Source organism: Streptomyces sp. NPDC060198, assembly GCF_042728415.1.
Taxonomy (GTDB): Bacteria; Actinomycetota; Actinomycetes; order Streptomycetales; family Streptomycetaceae; genus Streptomyces.
The window spans coordinates 1-25,517 of record NZ_JBHWZJ010000045.1 but is presented as its reverse complement, the minus strand read 5'-3'; the positions used below and the strand labels follow the sequence as shown (position 1 = coordinate 25,517).

At 71.0% G+C, this 25,517-nt stretch carries 23 protein-coding genes; 14 read left to right on the top strand and 9 right to left on the bottom strand.

Annotated features, from left to right (window positions below):
* The first annotated feature begins 45 nt into the window (after window positions 1-45).
* A complete protein-coding gene (locus ACFWEP_RS09280; protein WP_387368025.1) occupies window positions 46-954 on the top strand; it encodes an NUDIX hydrolase in 909 nt (302 codons plus the stop codon).
* Entirely contained in the window at window positions 951-1,781 is an 831-nt protein-coding gene (locus ACFWEP_RS09275; RefSeq protein WP_387368022.1) for an MBL fold metallo-hydrolase, read from the top strand. Before ACFWEP_RS09280 ends, ACFWEP_RS09275 begins: the two co-directional genes overlap by 4 nt.
* Window positions 1,782-1,979: 198 nt before the next feature.
* Here ACFWEP_RS09275 and ACFWEP_RS09270 read toward each other — a convergent pair whose 3' ends face one another.
* Window positions 1,980-2,654 carry a Crp/Fnr family transcriptional regulator gene (locus tag ACFWEP_RS09270; protein ID WP_150489041.1) on the bottom strand — a complete coding sequence of 225 codons (675 nt, stop codon included), beginning with the start codon at window positions 2,652-2,654 and terminating at the stop codon, window positions 1,980-1,982.
* A gap of 274 nt (window positions 2,655-2,928) precedes the next feature.
* Here ACFWEP_RS09270 and nth point away from each other — a divergent pair, with 274 nt between their 5' ends.
* From nth to ACFWEP_RS09255, 3 genes are all read left to right on the top strand, one after another.
* Window positions 2,929-3,984, top strand: a complete 1,056-nt coding sequence (gene nth, locus ACFWEP_RS09265; RefSeq protein WP_387368050.1) for an endonuclease III — start codon at window positions 2,929-2,931, stop codon at window positions 3,982-3,984.
* Between the two features lie 297 nt (window positions 3,985-4,281).
* On the top strand, window positions 4,282-4,923 hold the full coding sequence (locus ACFWEP_RS09260; RefSeq protein WP_387368048.1) for an NUDIX hydrolase: 642 nt from the start codon (window positions 4,282-4,284) through the stop codon (window positions 4,921-4,923).
* Window positions 4,924-5,010: 87 nt separating this feature from the next.
* The gene (locus tag ACFWEP_RS09255) at window positions 5,011-6,210 is read left to right on the top strand and encodes a MarP family serine protease (protein WP_387368019.1); all 1,200 of its coding nucleotides are present in this window, start codon (window positions 5,011-5,013) and stop codon (window positions 6,208-6,210) included.
* Window positions 6,211-6,386: 176 nt separating this feature from the next.
* On the opposite strand, the gene ACFWEP_RS09250 is transcribed toward ACFWEP_RS09255, so the two are convergent.
* From ACFWEP_RS09250 to ACFWEP_RS09225, 6 genes are all read right to left on the bottom strand, one after another.
* Window positions 6,387-6,590 carry a hypothetical protein gene (locus ACFWEP_RS09250; RefSeq protein ID WP_387368016.1) on the bottom strand — a complete coding sequence of 68 codons (204 nt, stop codon included), beginning with the start codon at window positions 6,588-6,590 and terminating at the stop codon, window positions 6,387-6,389.
* Between the two features lie 106 nt (window positions 6,591-6,696).
* A complete protein-coding gene (locus tag ACFWEP_RS09245; RefSeq protein WP_387368014.1) occupies window positions 6,697-7,782 on the bottom strand; it encodes an alpha/beta fold hydrolase in 1,086 nt (361 codons plus the stop codon).
* Entirely contained in the window at window positions 7,779-8,312 is a 534-nt protein-coding gene (locus ACFWEP_RS09240) for a phage holin family protein (RefSeq protein ID WP_387368011.1), read from the bottom strand. The genes ACFWEP_RS09245 and ACFWEP_RS09240 overlap by 4 nt, the downstream gene beginning before the upstream one ends.
* A gap of 39 nt (window positions 8,313-8,351) precedes the next feature.
* The gene (nhaA, locus tag ACFWEP_RS09235) at window positions 8,352-9,899 is read right to left on the bottom strand and encodes a Na+/H+ antiporter NhaA (protein ID WP_387368008.1); all 1,548 of its coding nucleotides are present in this window, start codon (window positions 9,897-9,899) and stop codon (window positions 8,352-8,354) included.
* Between the two features lie 156 nt (window positions 9,900-10,055).
* The gene (acs, locus tag ACFWEP_RS09230) at window positions 10,056-12,053 is read right to left on the bottom strand and encodes an acetate--CoA ligase (RefSeq protein WP_387368005.1); all 1,998 of its coding nucleotides are present in this window, start codon (window positions 12,051-12,053) and stop codon (window positions 10,056-10,058) included.
* Between the two features lie 197 nt (window positions 12,054-12,250).
* Window positions 12,251-14,842, bottom strand: a complete 2,592-nt coding sequence (locus ACFWEP_RS09225) for a bifunctional SulP family inorganic anion transporter/carbonic anhydrase (RefSeq protein WP_387368002.1) — start codon at window positions 14,840-14,842, stop codon at window positions 12,251-12,253.
* A gap of 281 nt (window positions 14,843-15,123) precedes the next feature.
* On the opposite strand from ACFWEP_RS09225, the gene ACFWEP_RS09220 reads away from it, so the two are divergent.
* Window positions 15,124-16,437: a hypothetical protein gene (locus ACFWEP_RS09220; protein WP_387367999.1), complete on the top strand. Its 1,314-nt coding sequence runs from the start codon at window positions 15,124-15,126 to the stop codon at window positions 16,435-16,437.
* A 164-nt stretch (window positions 16,438-16,601) separates the two neighbouring features.
* On the opposite strand, the gene ACFWEP_RS09215 is transcribed toward ACFWEP_RS09220, so the two are convergent.
* Window positions 16,602-17,594: an ATP-binding protein gene (locus ACFWEP_RS09215; protein WP_387367996.1), complete on the bottom strand. Its 993-nt coding sequence runs from the start codon at window positions 17,592-17,594 to the stop codon at window positions 16,602-16,604.
* Between the two features lie 102 nt (window positions 17,595-17,696).
* On the opposite strand from ACFWEP_RS09215, the gene ACFWEP_RS09210 reads away from it, so the two are divergent.
* Entirely contained in the window at window positions 17,697-18,521 is an 825-nt protein-coding gene (locus tag ACFWEP_RS09210) for an oxidoreductase (protein WP_387367993.1), read from the top strand.
* A 406-nt stretch (window positions 18,522-18,927) separates the two neighbouring features.
* Here ACFWEP_RS09210 and ACFWEP_RS09205 read toward each other — a convergent pair whose 3' ends face one another.
* Window positions 18,928-19,770, bottom strand: coding sequence for an HAD family hydrolase (locus tag ACFWEP_RS09205; RefSeq protein ID WP_387367990.1), 843 nt, complete (start codon window positions 19,768-19,770; stop codon window positions 18,928-18,930).
* A gap of 498 nt (window positions 19,771-20,268) precedes the next feature.
* On the opposite strand from ACFWEP_RS09205, the gene ssd reads away from it, so the two are divergent.
* The 7 genes from ssd to ACFWEP_RS09170 all read left to right on the top strand — a co-directional run.
* Entirely contained in the window at window positions 20,269-21,390 is a 1,122-nt protein-coding gene (ssd, locus tag ACFWEP_RS09200) for a septum site-determining protein Ssd (protein ID WP_387367988.1), read from the top strand.
* Complete coding sequence (locus ACFWEP_RS09195; RefSeq protein ID WP_387367985.1) at window positions 21,387-22,535, top strand: TadA family conjugal transfer-associated ATPase; 1,149 nt, start codon at window positions 21,387-21,389, stop codon at window positions 22,533-22,535. The genes ssd and ACFWEP_RS09195 overlap by 4 nt, the downstream gene beginning before the upstream one ends.
* On the top strand, window positions 22,532-23,434 hold the full coding sequence (locus tag ACFWEP_RS09190) for a type II secretion system F family protein (RefSeq protein ID WP_387367982.1): 903 nt from the start codon (window positions 22,532-22,534) through the stop codon (window positions 23,432-23,434). The genes ACFWEP_RS09195 and ACFWEP_RS09190 overlap by 4 nt, the downstream gene beginning before the upstream one ends.
* On the top strand, window positions 23,431-24,270 hold the full coding sequence (locus ACFWEP_RS09185) for a type II secretion system F family protein (RefSeq protein WP_387367979.1): 840 nt from the start codon (window positions 23,431-23,433) through the stop codon (window positions 24,268-24,270). Before ACFWEP_RS09190 ends, ACFWEP_RS09185 begins: the two co-directional genes overlap by 4 nt.
* A 210-nt stretch (window positions 24,271-24,480) precedes the next feature.
* Complete coding sequence (locus ACFWEP_RS09180) at window positions 24,481-24,699, top strand: DUF4244 domain-containing protein (protein WP_387368045.1); 219 nt, start codon at window positions 24,481-24,483, stop codon at window positions 24,697-24,699.
* Between the two features lie 100 nt (window positions 24,700-24,799).
* Window positions 24,800-25,249: a TadE family type IV pilus minor pilin gene (locus ACFWEP_RS09175; protein ID WP_387367976.1), complete on the top strand. Its 450-nt coding sequence runs from the start codon at window positions 24,800-24,802 to the stop codon at window positions 25,247-25,249.
* Between the two features lie 107 nt (window positions 25,250-25,356).
* On the top strand, window positions 25,357-25,517 hold a 161-nt coding region (locus ACFWEP_RS09170; protein WP_387368042.1), incomplete at its 3' end, for a pilus assembly protein TadG-related protein.

The following is a 25,517-nucleotide window of genomic DNA, read 5'->3' as shown; positions in this document are numbered from 1 at the left end:
CATTCCCCTCTCGAACAAATCGATCGATCCGGATAGCCTCCGGCCATGTCCCAAGGTCAGTGGTACCCACCGGAATGGCCCGACCGGATCAGAGCCCTCGCCGCGGGCGAGCTGACGGCCGTGGTTCCCCGGCGCGCCGCCACCGTGATGCTGCTGCGGGATTCCGCGGCAGCCGGCACCGGAGCGGGAGCCGCAGGGCCGTCCGTCCACATGCTGCGACGCCGTACCACCATGGCCTTCGCCGGAGGCGCGTACGCCTATCCGGGCGGCGGGGTGGACCCGCGCGACGACGACCACGTGGTCGGCTGGGCCGGACCGTCCCTGGAGAGCTGGGCCGCACGACTCGGCGTCCCGAGCGCGGCGGAGGCCCAGGCGATCGTGTGCGCGGCGGTTCGGGAGACCTTCGAGGAGGCCGGCGTCCTGCTCGCGGGCCCCACCCCCGACACCGTCGTCGGCGATACCACGGGCGCGGACTGGGAGGCGGACCGCGCAGCGCTCGTCGCCCGGGACGTCTCCTTCGCCGGGTTCCTGGAGCGGCGACGGCTCGTCCTGCGCTCCGACCTGCTGGGTGCCTGGGCCCGGTGGATCACCCCCGAGTTCGAGACCCGGCGCTACGACACCTGGTTCTTCGTCGCGGTGCTCCCGGCGGGCCAGCTCACCCGGAACGTCTCGACCGAGGCCGACCGGTCGGTGTGGATCACCCCCGCCGACGCCACCACGGGCCACGCGAGGGGCGAGCTGCAGATGATGCCGCCCACCGTGACCACCCTGCGTTCGCTCCTGCCGTACGGGACGGCAGGAGAAGCACTGAAGGCGGCGGCGACCCAGGACCTCGCCCCCGTGCTCGCGCGAGCACGGCTGGAGGACGACAAGCTGGTGCTGATCTGGCCGGGACACGACGAATTCACCACTCCCGTCCCGCCCGCGGAACCCCGAGCCGGAGGTACGGCATGAGCGACGCCGCGCTTCTGCCCGGACAGCCCCGCGGCCAGGTCGTCTCCGGCCCCGCCACTGCCCGCGCGGTCAACGTCCTGGCCCCCAACGCCTCCGCCATGACCCTGGACGGAACCAACACCTGGATCCTGGCCGAGCCGGACTCGGACCTCGCGGTCGTCGTGGACCCGGGACCGCTGGACGACACCCACCTGCGCGCCGTGATCGACACCGCCGCCCGGGCCGGCCGACGCATCGCGCTCACCCTGCTCACGCACGGCCACCCGGACCACGCCGAAGGCGCGGCCCGCTTCGCCGCACTGACGCGCACGAAAGTACGCGCGCTCGACCCCGCGTTGCGGCTCGGCGACGAAGGACTGGCGGCCGGGGACGTCGTCACCACCGGGGGAATCGAACTCCGGGTCGTCCCCACGCCCGGACACACCGCCGACTCGCTCTCGTTCCACCTGCCCGCGGACGGCGCGGTGCTGACCGGCGACACCATCCTCGGCCGGGGCACGACCGTCGTCGCGCATCCGGACGGACGGCTCGGCGACTACCTCGACACCCTGCGGCGGCTGCGCTCGCTGACCACGGACGACGGGGTCCACACGGTCCTGCCGGGCCACGGTCCGGTGCTGGAGGACGCCCAGGGGGCGGTGGAGTTCTACCTCGCGCACCGCGCCCACCGGCTGGCCCAGGTGGAGACGGCCGTGGAGTCGGGGCTGCTCACGCCGTCCGAGGTGGTGGCCCGGGTCTACGCGGACGTGGACCGGTCCTTGTGGCCTGCGGCCGAGCTGTCCGTACGGGCACAGCTGGAGTACCTGGGTGAGCACGGGCTGATCTGAGCCGTGCCGGCCGGGGCAGGTCCGCGCCGGGCCGTCCGCGCCCACACGTGCCCAGGAGGGGCCTGGACCATGCCCGGGAACGGCCGAGAGGCCCTGCCAAGGACGGCAGGGCCTCTTCGCGCGGCTTCAGCACCGGTGCGGGCGGGTCACCGCCCGTGCACGGGACGGCTCCGGGAGCCGCCGGGGCAGTCCGCAGGGTCAGCGCGAGCGCTTCGCCAGACGCTCGACGTCGAGCAGGATCACGGCGCGGGCCTCCAGGCGGAGCCAGCCGCGGCCCGCGAAGTCCGCGAGCGCCTTGTTGACCGTCTCGCGGGAGGCGCCTACCAGCTGGGCCAGCTCCTCCTGGGTGAGGTCGTGGACGACGTGGATGCCTTCCTCGGACTGGACGCCGAAGCGGCGCGAAAGATCCAGGAGGGCACGGGCGACACGGCCCGGCACGTCGGAGAAGACCAGGTCGGACATCTGGTCGTTGGTCTTGCGCAGGCGGCGGGCGACGGCGCGCAGCAACGCGGTGGCGACCTCCGGGCGGGCGTTCAGCCAGGGCTGCAGATCGCCGTGGCCGAGGCCGAGCAGCTTGACCTCGGTGAGCGCCGTGGCGGTGGCGGTACGCGGACCCGGGTCGAACAGCGACAGCTCGCCGATCAGCTCACCCGGACCGAGGACGGCGAGCATGTTCTCGCGCCCGTCGGGGGAGGTGCGGTGGAGCTTCACCTTGCCGTCGGTGACCACGTACAGGCGGTCGCCGGGGTCACCCTCGTGGAAAAGCGCGTCTCCGCGCGCGAGGGTCACCTCACTCATCGAGGCGCGGAGTTCCGCGGCCTGCTCGTCATCGAGCGCCGCGAAAAGCGGGGCGCGTCGTAGAACGTCGTCCACGAGATCTCTCCTTGTCGGCCTGTTCAGGGAACCGTGGTCCCCATCATGCCGGACGGTAAAACAGTGCGATCAATCACAAACCAGTTTGACGCACGAGCGGCCCGGATCGTACGGCAGGGGGCCGATCGGGGGTGGAAACCCGCTGACAGGGGCGAATCCGAGGGGCGGGCCATAGGCTGACCGGGTGTCCGGAAAGCTGCTGGGAGCGAAGGCCGAGGGGGCCACCGAGGTGTCGGAGAAGCGAGATTCAGCTGTGGGCGAACATGGCTCGGGGGTGCCGCGGAAGGCACGTCCGGCCGGGCCGAAATCCGCCGGGCCGCCGAAGTCCGCCGTACGGAAGCCCGCCTCCTCCAAGCCCGACGCGTCGAAGTCCGCGGCGTCGAAGTCCGCGGCGTCGAAGCCCGCCGTCCCGAAATCCGCCGTCCCGAAGCCGGTACGGCCGAAGCCGGCCAAGCCCGAGTCGCATCTGGCGATGGTCCGTCGCGCCCGGCGGATCAACCGTGAGCTGGCCGAGGTCTATCCGTACGCCCATCCGGAACTGGACTTCCGCAATCCCTTCGAGCTCCTCGTCGCCACCGTGCTCTCCGCGCAGACCACCGACCTGAGGGTCAACCAGACCACGCCCGCGCTCTTCGCCGCATACCCCACTCCCGAGGACATGGCGGCCGCCGTTCCGGAGGACATGGAGGAGCTGATCCGGCCGACCGGGTTCTTCCGGGCGAAGACCAGGTCGCTCCTCGGCCTCTCGGCGGCGATCCGGGACAACTTCGGCGGCGAGGTGCCCGGTCGGCTCGACGACCTCGTGACCCTGCCCGGCGTCGGCCGCAAGACGGCCAACGTGGTCCTCGGCAACGCTTTCGGGGTCCCCGGCATCACCGTCGACACCCACTTCGGCCGACTGGTACGCCGGTGGAAGTGGACCGACGAGGAAGACCCGGTGAAGGTCGAGGCGGTGGTCGCCGAGATCTTCCCGAAGAGCGAGTGGACGATGCTCTCGCACCGGGTCGTCTTCCACGGCCGCCGGATCTGTCATTCCCGCAAGCCCGCGTGCGGCGCGTGTCCGATCGCGCCGCTCTGCCCCTCGTACGGCGAGGGGGAGACGGACCCTGCGAGGGCCAGGAAGCTGCTGAAGTACGAGAAGGGCGGCTATCCGGGACAGCGTCTGAGCCCGCCCGCCGACTATCCGGGCGAACCCGCGCCGGGCCTGGACGGGCGGGAGGCGGCGGCGCAGGAAACCGCCCTGGCGTCCGCGCGGGAGGACGCGGCCGAAGACGCGGCGGGCCGGGCCGCACGCGGAGCGAAGACCGCACCGGGTGCGGGAGCCGAATGAGGGAGAACCCGGCCCGCGCCTTACGACGGGTCAGCCCCAGCGCGCCCGGCCGTCCCGGACCGGCCGCCGGCTCCCGCGCGTCCGGCGGCCGTCGTCGCGGAACGTGCCGCTCGTCCCCCGTACGGATGAGGCCGGAACGAATTGGCAGATGACAGGCGTTGTGAGAAACCGGGGGTGCCCATGACCTGTACACCGAGCACGACGCGGCCGACGAGTGCCGCGCAGACGGACGGCGCGACGCACCGGCCGGGCGGGCGACTCGTCCCCGGCGAGGCGGTCGCCGTCACCACCCAGGGCATGCCGTCCTGGCTCGACCCGGTCGCCGAGGCCGCGCGCGATGTCCGGCCGCAACAGCTGAGCCGCTTCCTGCCGCCGGAGAGTGGTGCCGGGCGCCAGTCGGCCGTGCTCATCCTCTTCGGCGAGGGCGAACGCGGACCGGAGTTGCTGTTGATGGAGCGCGCCGGAACCCTGCGCTCGCACGCGGGGCAGACGGCCTTCCCCGGAGGCGCCTTGGACCCCGAGGACGGCGACCAAGCGACCACCGGTCCGCTCAGGGCGGCGCTGCGGGAGGCCGAGGAGGAGACCGGCCTCGACCCGCGCGGTGTCCAGATCTTCAGCGTGCTGCCCCGGCTCTACATTCCGGTCAGCAGCTTCGTGGTGACCCCGGTGCTCGGCTGGTGGCGGACGCCGAGCCCCGTCCGCGCGGTCGACGCCGCCGAGACGGCGCGGGTCTTCACCGTCCCCGTGGCCGATCTCACGGACCCGGCCAACCGGGTGATCACCAAGCACCCCAGCGGCTTCATGGGCCCCGCGTTCCTGGTGGAGGACGCCCTGGTCTGGGGGTTCACCGCAGGACTGATCGACCGGATTCTCCACTTCGCGGGCTGGGAACGCCCCTGGGACAGGACCAGGCAGGTGCCGCTCGACTGGCACGCATGACAGGCTGGCTCCCCTGCTGGGCTGTTCCGGGCCCCCGGGACCCCGTCACCCGACGGGCCAGGTGACGAATCTGTGAGGCTATAGACGGTGAACGTGCTGGACATCCTGCTGCTCGTCGGCGCCGTGTGGTTCGCGGTCATCGGCTACCGCCAGGGTTTCGTCGTCGGCATCCTGTCCGTGATCGGCTTCCTGGGGGGAGGCCTGGCGGCGGTCTACCTGTTGCCGGTCCTCTGGGACCGAGTCACGGCCAACTCCGAGGTCTCCTCCACGGCGGCCGTGGTGGCGGTCGTGATCGTGATCGTGTGCGCGTCGGTCGGTCAGGCGTGCACCACCCACCTCGGCAACAAGCTCCGCGGCCACATCACCTGGTCGCCCGCGCGCGCCGTGGACGCCACCGGCGGCGCGCTGGTCAACGTGGCCGCGATGCTGCTGGTCGCCTGGCTGATCGGCTCCGCACTGGCGGGCACGTCACTTCCCACTCTGGGCAAGCAGGTCCGCAACTCCTCCGTCCTGCTCGGGGTCTCCCGCGTGATGCCCGAGCAGACGTCGACCTGGTTCAACGACTTCTCGGCCGTCCTCTCGCAGAACGGCTTCCCGCAGGTCTTCAGCCCGTTCGCCAGCGAACCGATCACCGAGGTCGAGCCCCCGGACCCGGCGCTGACGGGCAGCCCCGTGGTGGCCCGCGCGAAGAAGTCCGTCGTCAAGGTCGTCGGCATGGCCCCGAGCTGCGGGAAGGTCCTCGAAGGCACCGGCTTCGTCTTCGCGGACGGGCGCGTCATGACCAACGCCCATGTCGTCGGCGGTGTCGACGAGCCCACCGTGCAGGTCGGCGGCGAGGGAAGGGTGTACGACGCCAAGGTCGTCGTCTACGACTGGCAGCGCGACATCGCCGTGCTCGACGTTCCGGAACTCCGGGCCACAGCGCTGAAATTCACCACGACCGATGCGAAGACCGGTGACAGCGCCATCGTGGCCGGTTTCCCGGAGAACGGCGGTTACGACGTCCGCTCCGCGCGGGTCCGCGACCGCATCGAACCGGACGGCCCCGACATCTACCACCGGGGCACCGTCCGCCGCGACGTGTACTCGCTCTACGCGCTCGTGCGCGAGGGCAACTCCGGCGGCCCCCTGCTCACTCCGGACGGTCAGGTGTACGGAGTGGTGTTCGCCAAGTCCCGCGACGACGCCGACACCGGTTACGTACTGACCGCCGACGAGATCAGCGAGGACATCGACGCCGGCCGCACGGCCTTCCAGCAGGTCGACACCCAGGGGTGCGCCCTCTGAAGCCAGTTGCGCCCCGCGTCGGCCGAGGCTGACCCGTCGGGAGGGACGGACCTCGGCCGGCGCGGCACAGGTGACGCGGGTGCGAGTGCTCCCGTGCGGGTGGCGGTCGTGTCGGGGTGGCGGTCGTGTTCGGGTGATGGCCGGCGTGCGCGCCGTGATCGTGCGCGGGATGACGGCTATGTGCGGGGATGGCGCAGCCGCGCCGATACCCAGCGGGCCCGGCGGCGGAGGATGCGGGGAATGCCGAGCCGAGGATCGTGTATGACCTGCACGGTATGCACCTGGCCCGTGGGGCCGCCCCCCTCATGAGTGCTCACCGCGGCAGTGGCGGTCGAGCGGCGGTTGCGTGCTGCGTCACCGAAGTCGTGCGTCCAGCCCATACCCCGACGTCTGCCCGTGACCCATGGTCGGTAATCGTGGGGAAGCAAGCCAATTGGCCTATGCGCGCGGCACGTGGCTGTTCGACGCACACCTGTACGCATCGGGTCAGCGGTCGGGCTCGGGATCCTTGAGCCAGTTGATGAGTTCGGCCGAGAAGGCCGCCGGATCCTCCTCGTGCGGGAAGTGTCCGAGACCGTCGAAAAGTCGCCACCGGTAGGGCGCCTCGACGTACTCGCCGGACCCCGCCGAACTCCGGGTGCGCATCGCCGGGTCGAGTGAACCGTGCAGGTGCAGAGTGGGCACCCGGACAGGCCGCTTCATGCGCCGGTAGAACTGCACGCCGTCCGGCCGGGCCAGCGACCGCACCATCCACCGGTACGGCTCCACCGAACAGTGCGCCGTCGACGGGATGCACATCGCGCGGCGGTAGACGTCCAGCGTCGGGTCGTCCGGGAACGCGATGTCGTTCGGGCCCGCCCACTCCTCGATCAGCCGGCCGACCAAGGCGGCCTCGTCCGCGACGAGCTGACGCTCCGGCAGCCACGGCCGCTGAAAGCCCCAGACGTACGACCCCGCACGGGTCTGGGCGGGGTCCGAGATCATGGAGGAACGCCAGCGGCGCGGGTGCGGCATCGAGGACACCACGAGGCGTCGCACCAGCTTCGGCCGCATCACGGCCGCCGTCCACGCGAGGTATCCGCCCATGTCGTGGCCGACGAGGGCAGCGTCGGGCTCACCGAGTGACCGGATCACGCCGGTGACGTCGAGTGCCAGGTTGGCCGGGTCGTAGCCCCTGGGCGTGCGGTCGCTTCCCCCCACGCCCCGCAGGTCCATCGCGACGGCGCGGAAGCCCGCCTCGGCGAGCGCGGGCAGTTGGTGGCGCCAGGTCCACCAGAACTGCGGGAAACCGTGCAGCAGGAGCACGAGCGGGCCGGAGCCCATTTCCGCGATGTGGAACCGGGCTCCGTTGGCAGCCACGTCACGGTGCGTCCAGGGGCCGTCCAGCCGTACCGGACCGCCGGACGTCGACGGGCGGCCACCACCGGCCGAGACGACCGGAACCGCCGCAGTGCCCGTCGCCGCGTCCGTCGCGCGGCCGGGGGCGGTGCCGTCCGGGGTGGGCCCGGACGGCTCCGGCGCCGAACGCGCGTTGCCTGTCGTGCCGAATGCGCTGCTTTCGGGGACCGTCATGCCGAAGAGCGTGCCACAGTGGACGACTTGTCCTGAACCAGGCTCTTCTCGACGGCCTTGTCCGCGAGGGAGGAGCCGCCGATCGCGGCACGGGACGGGCCGGGCGCCACGACCGGGCGGGGGTGCGGCTTGACGCCCTGAAGGACGGCCGCGCTCTGCTTCGCCGACGCGATCGACTTCTCCGGCGGCTTGACCTTCTTGAACTTGGCGACGGCGAACAGCGCCAGCAGTACGCCCAGCAGGATGAAGGCGCCGCCGACGATCAGGAACGACCAGGCAAGGCCCAGTCCCAGGTTGTGGATGCCGTACGCCGCCGCGAAGCTCAGCGTCGGGATCGCGAACAGGAGCAGGACCCCCGCGATGATGCCGGCGGCGCTGCCCATGACGCCGCGCTTGACGTCCTGGCGTACCTCGGCCTTGGCCAGGGCGATTTCGTCGTGCACCAGTGCGGACATCTCGGCGGTCGCCGAGGCGACCAGCTGTCCCAGACTGCGGTCCGCGCTGCCCACGAAATTGCCGGGGTCGCTCATCCCTGACTCCCTCTCCTCTTCAACACATCCGGTGACAGATCATGCCGGACTGTCCGGCTTGTTGCGCGCTGCCCCCGCCCGTTCGGCGAGACGGCGGTGCTCGGCCGCCCTCCGTTCGTGGAGGGCGGCCATCCGCAGGTGGTACCCGGGATCGTCCTGCTCGTAGACGTCGGGGATCCCCGACGCGTCCTCGTCCCGCTCCTCCACCTCGTACAGAGCCCGGTGGACGCGTACCCGGAGTTTGAGCAGTACACCGGAGACTACGGTGGCGATGAGCGAAGCGAGCAGAACGGACGCCTTGACTTCGTTGATCGTTTCCTCGTCGCCCGCGAAGGCGAGTTCGCCGATGAGCAGTGAGACGGTGAAACCGATGCCGGCCAGCGAGGCAACCGCGAAGACGTCCGCCCAGGCCAGGTCCGGGTTGAGCTCGGCCCTGGTGAAGCGGGTGGCGAGGCGGGCGCCGCCGTAGATGCCGACGGTCTTGCCGACGACCAGACCGAGGACCACACCGATCGTCTCGGGCCGGGTGAAGACCTCGGCGAGCGCGTTGCCCCGCAGGCTGACCCCGGCCGAGAAGAGGGCGAACAACGGGACCGCGAGCCCCGCGGAGAGCGGGCGCACCAGATGCTCGATGTGCTCGCCAGGAGAACGCTCCTCACCCTCGCGCCGGGTACAGCGCAGCATCAGCCCCATGGCCACGCCCGCGATGGTGGCGTGGACACCGCTGTTGTACATCAGCCCCCAGACGAGGAGGGCCAGCGGTACGTAGACCCACCAGCCGCGGACCTCGAAGCGGAGCAGGGCCCAGAAGAGGACCAGTCCGAGCGCGGCGCCGCCCAGGGCCAGGAAGTCGACCGATTCGGTGAAGAACACCGCGATGATCAGGATGGCGAAGAGGTCGTCCACGACGGCCAGCGTCAGCAGGAACGCGCGGAGCGCCCCCGGCAGCGAGGTGCCGAGGACGGCCAGTACGGCGAGCGCGAAGGCGATGTCGGTCGCGGTCGGGACGGCCCAGCCGCCCAAGGTGCCCCCGCCGAGGGCGTTGGTGGTGACATAGACGAGCGCGGGCACCGCCATGCCGCACAGGGCCGCGACGACGGGCAGGGCGGCCGTCCTGGGATCGCGGAGTTCGCCCGCGACCAGCTCGCGCTTGAGTTCCGCGCCCGCGACGAAGAAGAAGACGGCGAGCAGTCCGTCCGCGGCCCAGTCCTCCACCGAGAGGTGGAGACCGAGAGCCGCCGGGCCGAAGTGGTGGTCGCTGACGGCCGTGTAGGACGCGCCGAGGGTGTTGGCCCAGACGAGTGCCGCGATGGCCGCGACCAGCAGGACGACTCCGCCGACCGTCTCGGTGCGCAGCGCGTCCGCCAGATAGGTCCGCTCGGGCAGCGACAGGCGGCCCAGCAGGGTCGGCCGTGCGACCGCGGGGGCAGCGACGGACGGGGACGCCGGGGCAGGTCCCGAAGATTCGGACGCCGGTGAGTCCGGAGACTGCGGGGTACGGCGGGGCTCGGCCACGGGAGAGACCTCCGGTATCGGGGCGGCGACGAGGACATGGCTGACGCACTCGCCGACCAGACTTCCCGGCACCCCTATGAAGTTCTTCTCCGCTCCTGGGCGGATACGGCCACTGTAGACCGCCCCGCCCGAAAGCCGAGGGGCATCCCGCGCGTCGCGGGATGCCCCTCGGAGCCGTACAGCGGTTTCCTGCCCTCGGGCCTCTCGGGCCCCTCGGGTCTCGGGCCCTCAGTCCTCGGAGGACGCCTTGGGGAACTCGGCCTGGATGAGGGACATCACCGACGGGTCGGTGAGGGTGGTGACGTCGCCCAGCTCACGGTTCTCGGCCTTGTCGCGCAGCAGGCGGCGCATGATCTTGCCCGAGCGGGTCTTCGGCAGCTCAGCCACCGGCAGGACGCGCTTCGGCTTGGCGATCGGGCCGAGCACGGTACCGACGTGGTTGCGCAGCTCGGCCAGCAGTTCGTCGGAGGAGGTCGCCGTCCCGCGCAGGATGACGAACGCGACGATGGCCTGGCCGGTCGTCTCGTCGGCCGCGCCGACCACCGCCGCCTCGGCGACCGCCGGGTGCGACACGAGAGCGGACTCGACCTCGGTGGTCGAGATGTTGTGACCCGACACCAACATCACGTCGTCCACCCGGCCGAGGAGCCAGATGTCGCCGTCCTCGTCCTTCTTGGCGCCGTCGCCCGCGAAGTACTTGCCCTCGAACCGGGACCAGTACGTGTCGATGAAGCGCTGGTCGTCGCCCCAGATGGTGCGGAGCATCGACGGCCACGGCTCGGTGAGCACGAGGTAGCCGCCCCCGCCGTCCGGGACCTCACGGGCCTCGTCGTCGACGACGGTGGCCGAGATGCCGGGCAGGGCGCGCTGGGCGGAGCCGGGCTTCGTCGCGGTGACGCCGGGCAGCGGCGAGATCATCATCGCGCCGGTCTCGGTCTGCCACCAGGTATCCACGACGGGGCACGTGTCCGCGCCGATGTGCTTGCGGTACCAGACCCACGCCTCGGGGTTGATCGGCTCGCCGACCGAGCCGAGGACGCGCAGGCTGCTCAGGTCGAACTTGGCAGGGATGTCGTCCCCCCACTTCATGAACGTCCGGATCGCGGTCGGCGCGGTGTACAGGATCGAGACGCCGTACTTCTGCACGATCTCCCAGAACCGGCCCTGGTGCGGGGTGTCCGGGGTGCCCTCGTACATGACCTGGGTCGCGCCGTTCGCCAGCGGCCCGTAGACGATGTACGAGTGGCCGGTGACCCAGCCGATGTCGGCCGTGCACCAGTAGACGTCGGACTCCGGCTTGAGGTCGAAGACGGCGTGGTGCGTGTAGGCCGCCTGGGTGAGGTAGCCACCGGAGGTGTGCAGGATGCCCTTCGGCTTACCCGTCGTCCCCGAGGTGTACAGGATGAAGAGCGGCTGCTCCGCCTCGAAGGCTTCGGGGGTGTGCTCGGCGGACTGCCGGCTGGTGATCTCGTCCCACCAGATGTCGCGGCCCTCGGTCCACGCGGTGTCCTGACCGGTGCGGCGCACGACCACGACGTGCTCGACGCTCTCGATACGGGACACGGCGTCGTCGACCGCGGGCTTCAGCGCGGAGGGCTTGCCGCGGCGGTATCCGCCGTCCGCGGTGACGACGACCTTGGCGTCGGCGTCCTGGATGCGGGCGGCGATGGCGTCGGCGGAGAAGCCGCCGAAGACCACCGAGTGGGCGGCGCCGATGCGGGCGCAGGCCAGCATCGTGATCGCGGCCTCGGGGATCATCGGGAGGTAGACGGCGACCCGGTCGCCCTTGCCGACGCCCAGCTCGGTCAGCGCGTTGGCCGCCCGGGAGACCTCGTCCTTCAGCTCCGCGTAGGTGATCGCCCGGCTGTCGCCCGGCTCGCCCTCGAAGTGGATGGCGACCCGGTCGCCGTTGCCCGCCTCCACATGGCGGTCCACGCAGTTGTACGCGACGTTGAGCCTGCCGTCCGCGAACCACTTCGCGAACGGCGGGTTGCTCCAGTCCAGCGTCTCGGTCGGCTCGGTGGCCCAGGTGAGGCGGCGGGCCTGCTCGGCCCAGAAGCCCAGCCGGTCCGCGGCTGCCTGTTCGTACGCCTCCGCCGTGACATTGGCGTTCGCGGCCAGCTCGGCCGGCGGCTCGAACCGGCGCTCTTCCCGCAGCAGGTTGGCCAGGCTTTCGTTGCTCACGACATCTCCCATTCCCAGGGTGACCGTTGTGTCCCGAGGCATAGCTCATCAGGCGAAAGGCCGAGTGACAAGTGCCTGCCGGGAATTGGTTTAGACCTATTCCTCGTGTATGGAGGAGATCCGCCGACCGTCCCACCTGCACGGCAGGTCGTCAGTACGGGACGTCGTACCGACTCACTGCCGTGCAGGTTGGCGGGAAGCCGAACCACAAGGTCTCACGGGACCGGGGTGCAGCTGGTTCAGACGAGGCTGTGTGTGGCCTCCTCCTGCCCGGGACCGTCGTCCGGAAGCGCTGCCGCCGGAGACGAAGCCACCGGATCCGTGCTCCCCGGATCTGCTGGCTTCGGACCGATGCCGATTCCCGGAGCCACCCGTTCGAAGACTTCGTCCGGGCCCGAGCCGGAACTGGCGCCCTCCGTCAGCAGGTAGGCCTGTGCCTCGCCCACGTGGAAGTACATGCCGTGCAGGTGGAGGGTGCCGTCCGCCAGCCGGCGCGCCACCGACTCGTGCGCGCGGAGGTGGTCGAGCTGCTGGACGACATTGGTCAGGCAGAGCTGCTCCACCGCGTCGGTGGGCATCCGGCCGGAGATGCGCGCCCACGGCTGGTCGCGGGAGGACATGCGGTCCAGGCTCGGCAGCCCGTGCCGCAGCCACCGCCACAGGGGCGTGGTCCTCGGCGTCCCCGGCTCGGCGCCGAGAAGCGCCTGCATGGCGCCGCAGCCGGAGTGCCCGCAGACGGTGATGGACTCGACCCGCAGGACGTCCACCGCGTACTCGATCGCCGCTGCCACCGAGTCGTCACCGCCGCTGTCGGAACCCGCCCCCGGTGGGGGCACCAGATTGCCCACGTTGCGCACGGTGAACAGATCGCCCGGCCCGCTCGACGTGATCATGCTGGTGACGAGGCGGGAGTCCGCACAGGTCAGAAACAGCTGGGACGGCCGCTGGCCCTCCGTCGCGAGGCGTGCGAGCTCCTCGCGGACCAGCGGGGCCGTATTCAGCTGGAAGGAGCTGATACCGCTCAGCAGGCTGTGCGCGCCGCCGCGCCTCACGGCTGCGACGGGCTCCGAGACGTGTCCGGCCGCTTCGGCCGAGAGCGAATCCGGTGAGGCTCCGGGACGCCCCGGCTGCGGCTGCGGGCGTTCCGCCGCAGTGGTGGGCTGGTGGGGGCGGTCGTGGCAGTGGTGGTTGCGCCAGGGCGTCCACGGGCGGCAGCAGGAGTGCGCCGCCGACGCGGGTTCCGCGATCCGCCCTCCCGACCTGCCGGTGAAGACGATGTTGCCGCCATGGGCGACCTGAGTGGTTCGCCAGTCCTGGATGGCCTCGTAGGCCGCGTGATCCATGAAAAAACCGTCCAATTCGACGATCGCGTCGACACCTTGGGGGAGTTGGTTGAGGACGCGGCTGAGCCTCGGCACCGCGAGGAAGGTCAACTGACCGCGCACGGTCACCAGGAACCGGCCATCGCTCTCGGTCACGGAGATACGGGTACGAGCGAGCCGGTGCAGTGCCATTCCTACGGCGGCCGCGATGCCGATCGCGACGCCGGCAAGTACGCCGAACACCACGACACCGGTGATCGTCGCCCCGTAGACGAGGACTTCGCGGTGCCGGTGGACATTTTTGATGTGGGCGTAGTTCACCATCTGGATGCCGACGACCATGACGAGGGCGGCCAGCGCGGCGAGCGGAATCCACTCGAGCACGGAGACCAGGAATCCTGCCGCGAGCAGCACCCAGACACCGTGCAGCACGGTCGCCGCGCGGCCGTTGGCCCCGGCACGGACGTTCGCCGAACTGCGCACGGCGCCACCGGAGATCGGGAGACCGCCGAGCAGCCCGGCCAGCGTGTTGGTGATGCCCTGGGCCCGCAACTCGCGGTCCAGGTCGGAGCGGGCGACGTGGGGCAGGGGCATGTCCGGTTGGCGTGCGGCGTGTTGGGCCGTACGGTCGGCAGTCAGCTTGTCCACCGCCACGGCCGCCAGGAGCGACTCGAGGCTGCCCACCAGCATCACGGTGAACATGGCGGTGGCGAGGGCGAGTACCGGCCCTCGGGGCATCTCGGGGAGGGCGTGCGAGCTCCACGAGGGCAGGTCCACCCGGCTGATGCGGGGCGCGGCGAAAGCCGCCACCGCCGTGGCCACGGCTACCGACGCGAGCGCGGCCGGAATCTTACGGAGCGCACGACCGGGGGCGCCGGGGATGCGTGGCCACAGCACCAGAAGGCCGATGGTCAGGGCTCCGATCAGTGGGGCGGCCGGACTGATCCGCGTCAACTGTTCGGGGAGAGCGAGGGCGTTGTCCATCGCGGAGCTCTGCGGAGAGCCGCCGAGGACGATGTGCAACTGGGCGAGAGCGATGGCCACCCCGATCCCGGCGAGAGTGCCGTGGACGATCGCGGGGCTGACCGCGAGGGCGCCTCGCGCCGCTCTCACCGAACCAAGCAGGATCTGGAGCAGGCCGGCCCCGATGGTGATGGCGCAGGTCGTGCGCCAGCCGTAGACCTGGAGCAACTCGGCTGTCACGACGGTCAGTCCGGCGGACGGTCCGCTGACCTGGAGCGGCGTGCCGCCGATCAGGCCGGCGACGATGCCGCCGATCGCGGCGGAGATGAGGCCGGCTTCCAGCGGTGCGTCCATGGCGACGGCGAGGCCGAGTGACATGGGAACGGCGATGAGGAAGACCGTGATCGATGCGGACAGGTCGCCCGCGGTGACGCGGAAGCGGGGGCCTCGGCGTGGCGGCGGGCTGTGGGGCCTCTTCTCCCCCGAGGTACGGAGGAGGTGAGAGCCATGGTTTCGGATGTTTCGGATGGGTACGCAGGCAGGCATTCCCGTCTCCTCCGGGGCAGCGCGGTCGCGGAACGTGGGGGACGCGGCCGTGGGTCACGGCGTGCAGCGGCGGGATTTCTCAACTCTAGGTAAACGAATCGTAATGCAGAGTAAAGAATTGTGGTGCGCATATCGGGCAAATGACTGACAGGATCACCCAATGCAGTGAATAAGCATCTTTTCATTCGGCCTGTCGCTCTGAGGCATTCGGGCGGCGTGTGAACGTGACCGCGCCAGTCGGCACATTCCACGCAAACGAGCCGCAAGGAAGAGGTGAGCGGATGATCGCCGCCACGAAGAGAGTCGCCCTGGGGGTCACCACCGCAGCCGTGTTCGCCGCTCTGGCCGGGTGCTCCGGCGTCGGAGCCGGGGCGTCCGGATCCGGCGCCGAGAGGGCGCACGGGGCCAAGGAGAAGCCCGGCGGGCAGAACGCGCCCGCGCCGGGCAACGTCGTCCAGCTGATCGGGGACGGCTCCACGGCATTCACGGGTGCTCAGCCCCACCTCCCGGTCGCCGAGCGGCTCGCGCCGGGGCAGAAGCCTCCGCAGCTCGTGGTGTTCTCCTGGGACGGCGCCGGCGAGGACAGCCAGAAGCTCTTCTCCCACTTCCGCGGCGTCGCCAAGAAGTACGGCGCGAAGATGACGTATTTCCTCAGCGGGGTCTATCTGCTGCCCGAGGAGAAGAAGGACCTGTACGACCCGCCCCAGCACTCCCCCGGTAGCTCCGACATCGGCTTCAACGATGCCAAGGGCATCCGCGACACCCTCAACGAGGTGCGTGCCGCCTGGAAGGAGGGCAACGAGATCGGCACCCACTTCAACGGCCACTTCTGCGGCCCTGACGGGGGTGGCGGCACCTGGTCTGTCGACGAGTGGAAGAGCGAGATCCGCCAGGCCAAGTCCTTCGTGAAGAACTGGAAGACGAACGCACCGGAACTCAAGTCCGAGGCCCCGCTCCCCTTCGACTACGACAAGGAACTCGTCGGCGGCCGTACTCCGTGCCTCGAAGGTCAGAAGAACATGGTCGCCGCCGCGCGGGACATGGGGTTCCGCTACGACTCCAGCGGGATCGGCAACCAGGTCTGGCCCGCGAAGAAGGATGGTGTCTGGGACCTTCCGCTCCAGCTCGTACCCGTCCCGGGGCGCGACTTCGAGACGCTGTCGATGGACTACAACTTCATGTTCAACCAGTCCGGAGTCACCCAGGGTGATCCGGTCGAGCAGGAGCACTGGGGCGACCAGATGCGCGACGGCCTTCTGGAGGCCTTCGACCGTTCGTACGACGGGAACCGCGCGCCGCTGATCATCGGCAACCACTTCGAGTCCTGGAACGGCGGCACCTACATGCGCGCCGTGGAGGAGACGATCGCGTCCGTCTGTACCAAGTCGGACGTGCGGTGCGTCTCCTTCCGTCAGCTCGCCGACTGGCTGGACGCCCAGGACCCGGCGGTGCTGGCCAAGCTCGGAACGCTCGGTGTGGGGGAGGCCCCGAAGGGCGGCTGGGGGTCCTACCTCGCGGCGCCCGTGGCCGCCGCCGGAGGAAAGCCGGTGAGCCCCGCAGACAAGGGCGAGGCGAAGGACGCGCACGAGAAGTAACGTTTCTTCGGGCTTCGGGCTTCGGGCTTCGGGCTTCGGGCTTCGGGCTTCGGGCTTCGAGCGTGGGGCGTCGGGCCGTGCGAGGGCGGGACCGCTGCGGGCATGCCGCACGGGTCCCGCCCCTCCGTCGCGGCCCGTACCGGCCGGACCGCGGTCGTCGCTCGTCACATGGGAGCGGCCACACCCGTCACCAGACGGTCGTCGAGCGTGAACGCGGGGTCGACCTGGGCGGCCAGATCGGCGCCCGTCTTCTCGTTGCCCCAGCTCTCCGCGTTCTTCAGGTGGAAGTGGACCATCTGTCGTGTGTACCGCTCCCGGTCGCGCAGCTCGTACGAGTCCTCGGCCGCGTCCTGGAGGGCTTGGAGCGCCATCCTGTTGTCGGCCTCCAACAGCTCGAAGCGGTCCGGCCGGCCCTTCTCCATCGCTCGCACCCAGTCGGAGTGGCCGACCCCGACGAGCAGGTCCTCGCCGACCTCGGAGCGAAGGAAGTCCAGGTCTTCGGGGCCCTGAACCTTGTTGCCGACCACTCGGAGCGTCACGCCGAAGTCCCGCGCGTACTCCTTGTACTGGCGGTACACCGATACGCCCTTCCGGGTCGGTTCGGCGATCAGGAACGTCATGTCGAACCGGGTGAACATCCCCGAGGCGAACGAATCGGATCCGGCGGTCATGTCGACCACGACGTACTCGTCAGGGCCGTCGACCATGTGGTTGAGGCAGAGCTCCACCGCACCCACCTTGGAGTGGTAGCAGGCCACTCCGAGGTCCGCCTCGTCGAACGCACCTGTGGCCATCAACCGGATGTCGCCGTCGTCGAGGCGTACCGTGCGCGCGCAGGCGTCGTAGACGGGGTTGTCCTCGCAGACGCGCAGCAGGCGTGACCCCTCGCCGGGTGGCGTGGTCTTGATCATCGTCTCGGCGGAGGCGATCCGCGGGTTGCTGCCCCGCAGGTAGTCCTTGATCAGCGGTAGTTCGGCCCCCATCGACGGAAGCGCTGCCGCCTCCTGCTCGTCGAGGCCCAGCGCGGCCCCGAGGTGCTGGTTGATGTCGGCGTCCACGGCGATGACATGGGCTTCGTTGGCGGCGAGGTGGCGGATGAAGAGAGAGGACAGCGTGGTCTTGCCGCTGCCGCCCTTCCCTACGAAAGCGATCTTCATGTTCACCTAGGGTAGCCGCAGGATCGCGCAAAGTCGTCGCGCTTCGTGAAGAACGACACGTGGGGGTGGCGAGGGTGTATGGGGCGCGTAGCCTCGCTACTTATGAGTACGACTGCCTCGGACCCGCTCGCCGCTCTTGCCGCCCTGCCAGGGGTCCCCGACTCCGTGGACTCGGTCCGCAAGGCCGTGGACCAGGTCTACGGCCACCGTGTGATGCGCCGCCGGAGCAACGAGGTGACCTCGGAGGCCGCGCTGCGCGGAGCGCGCGGTTCGGCAGCGCTGTCGGGTGCCGACTGGAACCTCGAAGAGGTGCGGCGCCGTACCGACTTCAGCGGCGACCCCGAGGCGCGGACGGTGGGCGCTGCGCTGCGCCTCACGGCCGAAGCCGGTCAACTGCTCTCCATCTGGCGACAGTCGCCCCTGCGGGTACTGGCAAGACTTCACTTGGTGGCCGCCGGAGGTGCGACCCCCGACGACGCGGTGGGACGGCCCCGGCTGGCCGGGGAGACGGTGGACGAGCCGCTCGTGGAGGCATCTTTGCCGGACGCCGGCGAGGTGGCCGGGCGACTCGAAGGGCTGTCGCGGCTCATCATCGACGGCAGCACCGCGCCGGCCCTGGTCACTTCCGCGATCGTGCACGGCGAACTACTCGCCCTGCGTCCCTTCGGTTCGTGCAACGGACTGGTGGCCCGGACTGCCGAGCGCATCGTTCTGATCGGCAGCGGCTTGGACCCGAAGTCGATCTGCCCGGCCGAGGTCGGCCACGCGGAGCAGGGCCGGGCCGCGTACGTGGCGGCGTTCGAGGGGTACCTGTCGGGAACGCCCGAGGGGATGGCGGCCTGGATCGCGCACTGCGGGCGCGCGGTGGAACTGGGCGTCAGGGAGTCGACCGCGGTCTGTGAGGCGCTGCAGCGCGGGGCTGCCTGACCGTCTCGCAACGGTTGGCCCGTGGATGAAGAGTTGCGGCGGTACCGGAACCGGTACCGCCGCTGGCACGTCCGCCGGGTTACCAAGCGTCCTCGATATATGCCCATCAGGTCGGGTACTTTGCCCGTCACCTGGTGTGGCTGGCCCGTAATCGACGGGTCGACGTCGCGTGGGTGCCCAACTTCCATGCGCGGTCCGTGGGGCCTTGCTGCGTGAAAGGTCATCCTCTCGGATGTCCTCGGTCTCGCGGGCCGGTGACTCCTTTGTACTCCTGGAGTGAGATAAGCGGTACCCCAGGCTCCACTTCTTTACTTTCGCGTTCAATCACCCATCGATCGGCAGACGCGACCTGTCTGAAGCTCCGCCCGCGCCGGGGCGTTCGTGCTCGGCGGTGGCCGGGCTTCGGTCAGGCGGAGGCGGTGGCCGCAGCTCGTCGCCGCGTGGCGTACCAGACGAGTCCGGCGGTGGCGGCAGCCGCTCCCACAGCCGCGGCGGCGACGAGAGCCGGACGCGGCGGCAGGGAGAAGGAGGGCAGTCGCTGCTTGAGCCGGACCGGGCGATCGAAAACGAGAATCGGCCACTGCCTGGCGCCGGCCTCACGTCGCAGAGCGCGGTCCGGGTTCACGGCGTGGGGGTGGCCGACCGACTCCAGCATCGGGACGTCGGTGACGGAGTCGCTGTAGGCGTAGCAGCGGGAGAGGTCGTACCCCTCCGACGCTGCCAGTTCCTTGACGGCCTCGGCCTTGGTCGGGCCGTAGGCGTAGTACTCGACCTCGCCGGTGAAACAGCCGTCGTCGCCGACGACCATCCGGGTCGCCACGACCCGGTCGGCCCCGAGCAGTTCACCGATGGGCTCCACCACCTCGGCCCCCGACGTGGAGACGATCACCACGTCACGTCCGGCGGCGTGGTGCTCCTCGATGAGGGTGGCTGCCTCGTCGTAGATGATCGGGTCGATCAGGTCGTGCAGGGTCTCGGCGACGATTTCCTTGACCTGCGCCACGTTCCACCCCTTGCAGAGCGCGGAGAGATATTCACGCATCCCCTCCATCTGATCGTGATCCGCGCCTCCTGCGAGGAACACGAACTGTGTGTACGCCGTGCGCAGCACTGCGCGACGGTTGATCAGGCCGCCTTGGTAGAAGGACTTGCTGAAGGCCAGCGTCGAAGACTTCGCAATGACCGTCTTGTCCAGGTCGAAGAAGGCGGCGGTGCGCGGCGAGAAGCGGTTTTCCACAAGACTGAGCATAGGGGGCCTCCATTCGGCTCAAACTCCGGCGCTTGGGTTTGCCTGGTCAGGTGCTCGGGTACACCATGGAAGTCACGGATCGTTCGCGACCGTGCTAACCCGGTCCGACTCCTCCCCCCCCGAGTCGGCCGTGGGGACGACCCCCGCTCTCCCCCCCCCGGCGGGGGTCGTCGCACATCCAGGTGCTTTCCCCCTGAATCGTGCGCCATTTCATCTTGTCTCCGGGCTTGCGGCCCTGATTCCTCGCGCTCTACGCACAGCCTCCCATGTGACTGTGAGTAGCGAAAGAGGTGCGCTCCGGATATCCCCGATTTGAGTGACCGAGTTATTCACAACGTGAGAGTTGTCCACAGTTCTCCATCAAGATCCACATCTTTTTCGGTGAGAACGCATGGTGATTCCGCCCGTGAAGTCCGCGGGTTCCGGAATCGCCTGTCCCGGATTGTTCCGGGGCCGGCGTGAACGGTGCTCAAGGAGCTCTGAGAAGGGGTGGAGATCGTGAACCGTTCCCATGCGCGACAAGGAAAACCGATCGCCGAAGGGCGGTGCGGCGTACCGCTGATCGTGACCGAGGACATCCATCTGCTCGACGATCTGCTGCGTCTCTGCGCGGCAGCGGGAGCGGAACCGGAAGTTCTCCACGGCGCGCCGGAGGACCGTGAGGTGTGGCGGCAGGCGCCGCTGGTCCTGGTGGGCGACGACGCGGTTCAGCGGTGCCGCGGACTCGCACGGCGCCGCGGGGTGATGCTGGTCGGGCGGGATCAGGACTCGCCCGACGTCTGGCGGCAAGCGGTCGAGATCGGCGCCGAGCATGTACTGAGGCTGCCCGAAGCCGAAGGCTGGCTCATCGAGCAGCTCGCCAACGCGAAGGAGGGTGCGGGGCGTCCCGCACTCACCGTGGCGGTCGTGGGCGGTAGGGGCGGGGCAGGGGCGTCGACGCTCGCTTGCGCGCTCGCCGTGACCGCTGCCCGGGCGGGACTGCGGACCACGCTGATCGACGGCGATCCGCTGGGAGGCGGCATCGACGTCCTGCTCGGAGGGGAGCGTACCGAGGGCCGGAGATGGCCCGACTTCGCCCATACCAGAGGCCGGCTCGGCGGTGGGGTCCTGGAGGACTCGCTGCCCGCCCTGCACGGACTGCGCGTGCTCAGCCGGGGGCGCGAATGCGGCGTCGTCGTACCGCCTCTGGCGGTGCGGTCGGTGCTCGCGGCCGCCCGGCGGCCGGGCGGGGTGGTGGTCGTGGACCTGCCCCGTCAGGTGGACGAGGGGGTCGCGGAAGCGCTCAGTCAGGCGGACCTCGGACTGTTGGTCGTGCCGGGTGAGCTGCGTGCCGTGGCAGCCGCGAAGTGCGTGGCGTCGGCGGTCGGCACGACCCTGGACGACCTGAGGGTGGTGGCCCGGGCACCGTTCGCGCCCGGCCTGGACGGTCCCTGGGTGGCCCGCGCGCTCGCTTTGCCGCTTCTGGGCGAACTCCCGGTGGAACCCGGGGCGTCGGCGCATCAGGACGGTCTCCTTCCGCCGGGGGCGGGGCCACGCGGTCCTCTCGCCCGGTTCTGCACCGCGTTCTGGGAGAAGACGTACGTCGGTGGTCTTCCCGTTCCGGCGGGAGGGGTGTCGTGACCGAGAGGCTGCTGGACGCCGTACGGCAGCGGCTGGCGCTCAGTGGAGAGGTGCCGACCCCGGCGGGCGTGGCTGCCGCCGTCCGGGCACAGGACCTACTGATGGGGGACCAGGAAATCCTGGGTGCCGCGGCCGAGCTGCGCGGTGAGCTGGTCGGCACGGGGGTGCTGGAGTCTCTGCTGGCCGACTCGGAGGTGACCGATGTCCTGGTCTCCGCGCCCGATCGGGTATGGGTGGACCGGGGCGGTGGTCTGGAGCTGACCGGTGTCCGCTTCTCCGACGCCGCAGCCGTGCGGAGACTCGCTCAGCGTCTCGCGGCGGTTGCCGGCCGACGACTGGACGACGCCCGGCCCTGGGTGGACGCGCGGCTGCCGGACGGGACGCGGATGCACGCGGTACTCCCCCCGGTATCCGTGGAGTCGACCTGCCTCTCCCTGCGTGTCGTCCGTCCGCGGGCTTTCAGTCTGGAGGAGCTCGTCCGGGCGGGGACGGTGCCGCCGGGCGGCGACCGGTTGCTGCGGAGCCTGGTGCGCGCACGCGTCTCCTACCTCATCAGCGGCGGCACCGGTGCGGGGAAGACCACCCTGCTGTCGAGTCTGCTGGGAGAGGTGGGCGCGCACGAACGGATCGTGCTGGCCGAGGACTCGGCCGAACTGAGGCCCGACCACCCGCACGTGGTGCGGCTGGAGTCCCGGCCCGCCAACCAGGAGGGGGCAGGGCTGGTGACCCTTCGCGATCTGGTCCGCCAAGCCCTGCGCATGCGTCCGGACCGGCTGGTCGTCGGCGAGGTGCGAGGGGCCGAAGTGACGGACCTGCTGGCCGCGTTGAACACGGGGCATGAGGGCGGGTGCGGGACGGTGCACGCCAACGCCGCGTCGCACGTGCCCGCTCGCCTGGAGGCGCTGGGGACGGCGGCAGGGCTCGACCGGCCCTCCCTGCACAGCCAGTTGGCCGCAGCGTTGTCGGTGGTGATCCACCTGGTGCGTGACCGGACGGGGCGCCGACGTCTGGCCGAGGTCCATGTGCTGGAACGCGACTCCGACGGGCTCGTGTTCACCGTACCCGCGCTGACGGGCGGGGCGGACGGCTTCGTGCGGGCCGCGGGCTGGGAGAGGCTGGCCGCGCTCGTCGGGGGTGCCTGGTGACCGGGGTGGAGCCCGCGTACGCGACGTGGGGAGCGGTGGCCTGCGTGGCCCTCGCGGTCTGGTTGGTCGTACGCCGCGATGGCGGCGGGACGGCGAGGGCGAGGTGCGCGGAAGCCGTGCGTGGCGCCTCGGGCGACGGTGGTGGGGAAGCGGCCCCGCCGGTGACAGTGGCGCGGAGTGCGGCGATGCGGCGCACACGGCCGGGTGAACTGCTGATGCGGCGGCGCGAATGGGTCTGCGTTCCGGCCGCCGTGGCACTCGCGGTCCTCGGAGAGTCGTGGCTGCCGCTGATCGCGGGCACCCTGGCCGTGCCCCTGGTGCGGCGGTGGCTGCGGGGGCGGGCCGAGCGGACCGCTTACGAGCGGTCGGACGAGGCGGTCACGGCGCTCTGCGGGGCGGTCGTCGGCGAACTGCGGGCGGGCCGCGAACCGGGACAGGCGCTGATCCGCGCGGTACGGGAGACGCGTGGCCTGGGCGCCGCCGAGTCACTGGTGCTCGCCGCTGCGCGGTTCGGCGGCGATGTACCTGGTGCCCTGCACCGGGCGTCCCGGACTCCGGGGTCGGCGTCGTTGGCCGGGATCGCGGCGTGCTGGCGGGTGTCGGTGGACGGCGGGGCCGGACTCGCGGCGGGCCTGGACCGTCTGGAAGGGGCCCTGCGGGCGGAGCGACGACGGAGAGAGGAACTGCGGGCCCGGCTCGCCGGAGCCTGGTCGACGGTGGTGGTGCTGGCTCTCCTGCCGTTGGCGGGGCTGGGCATGGGCGCCGCGCTCGGGGCCGAGCCTCTCCGCGTCCTGCTGCACACCCCGGCAGGGCTGTTCTGCCTGGCGGCCAGCCTGTTGCTGGAGACGGCCGGGCTCTGCTGGGCCGGCCGGATCGTGCGGGCGGGGGACGCGGGGTGAACGCAGTCGCCGGAGAAGTTGTCCACAGCCTGGGGATCTGGCTCGGGGTGGGCGCGGCGTCCCTGTGCGCGGGGCTGTCCCTGACCGGGAACCGTCGGGAACGGGCCCTGCGGAAGCGATGCGCCGTGCTCCTCGGAGAACCGGACCACGACGAGGGCTCGCCGGGCGGGAAACGGGCGCGGCGAGTGCGGTCCCGACCGGTCGCGGGGATTCGCGACGCCGCTGAGCGGTGGGGAGAACCGGTCGGCGCGGGCCTGGTGGTGTGGATTCTCGTGGGCGGGGCCACGGGAATCCTGGCCGGCGCGGGGGCGGCCGCTTCGGTGTGGCGCTTCCGGAGGGGCGCACGGGCCCGGCGCCCGGAGGGCTCCGGGGAGGCGGCCGAGGCCGAGCTTTCGGCAGCCCGGCAACTTCCGCTGGCAGCGGATCTCCTGGCCGCCTGCATCTCCGCCGGTGCCGGCCCACAGCAGGCTGCCGAGGCCGTGGGGGAGTCGCTCCGGGGACCCGTCGGCGAGCGACTGGTCCGCGCCGCCGTCGAGATCCGTCTCGGCGGCGATCCCACCCGGGCATGGGGCCTCCTCGGGGAGATTCCGGGGGCTGGTCCGCTGGCCCGTTGCCTGGACCGTGCCGGCGAGACCGGGGCCCCGGCTGCGGAACCCGTCGCCCGGCTGGCCGACGCCATGCGATCCGCTCGCGCCGACGCCGCCGTGGCGAGGGCCCAGCGCGCAAGTGTGCTGATCACCGCCCCGGTGGGGCTGTGCTTCCTTCCCGCCTTCCTGGCGGTCGGAGTCGCCCCGGTGATCGTCGGCCTGGCGGGAGGGATCCTGCACGCCGGCTGAAACGGCGCGCGGGTCTCTCTGTCTCACGGGCGCACCGCCGGTGCGCCGGTCATCCAACCGTGCCCGTCGAAGGGCGGAACGAGGGCTGAAATGAGTGTCGGAATGGGCATCGAAACGAGTGGAGACGTCTCCGTGGACACGCGTGGTGGACGGGGACGCGGGCGGCATGTCCTGGGCAGAGCGGTGCGGCCGGTGCGATGTCGGTTCCGCCTGCTCGTCCCGGGGTCCGGGAAGAGGGGCGTCGAGTGGCGAGGCCGGTGGTCCCGCCGGTTCGGCCGGTCCGACCGCGGGATGACCACCTCCGAGTACGCCATGGGGACGATCGCAGCCTGCGCGTTCGCCGCCGTGCTCTACAAGGTGGTCAACAGCGCAGCGGTGCAGGAAGCCTTGCAATCGCTGATCAAGGGCGCGCTCGATGGATCGTTCTGAGCGGCGATGGCGCGCGGAACGGGAGCGGCTGAGGGGCGGGACCGCTGTTCGGGCCCGGTGCGGTGGTCGGGACACGGGCTCGGTCACCGCAGAGGCGGCGATGGCGCTGCCGGTGCTGGTGGCCCTCGCCCTGGTGCTGGTCTGGGCTCTGGTGGCGGCCGCCGACCAGATCCGGTGCGTGGACGCGGCCCGGGCCGGTGCGAGGGCCGCAGCGCGTTCGGAGCCGGAAGCCGCGGTGCGGGACGCGGCCCGCGCCGCGGCCCCCGCCCGGGCGCGGATCGTCGTACGGAGGGAGGGCGCGCTCTGGCGGGTACGCGTGGAGGCTCCCACACCCGGGCCGCACGCCCTGGCGCTCACCCTGAGCGCCGAGGCGGCAGCCCTGGCCGAGGACACGGTGGGGGTCGGTACCGGGAACGCCGCTCCCGCGTCCGGAGGCAGCGGGGAGGCCGCCCCGGACGCGGGAGGCAGCGGGGGCGCTGGGGACGCCGGGGACTCAGGGGACTCAGGGGACGGCTTCGGCACCGTGGAGACCGCTGGAGGCGCGCCATGAGCCCTCTCGTGGGCGGTCACCGTGACCGGAGGTGCCGTGAACACAGGCACGGTGAGCAAAGGCACGGTGATCAAAGGCGCGGTGATCAAAGCCATCGTGACCAGGGAGTGGCGACCGTGTGGGTGGCCCTGACGGTGGCCACTCTGTGCACGGTGTGCGTGGTGATCCTCGCGTTGGGGCAGGCCGTCGCCGCCCGGCACCGTGCCGGTGGGGCGGCGGACCTGGCCGCCCTCGCCGCGGCCGACCGCGCTCTCCATGGGTCCCGGGC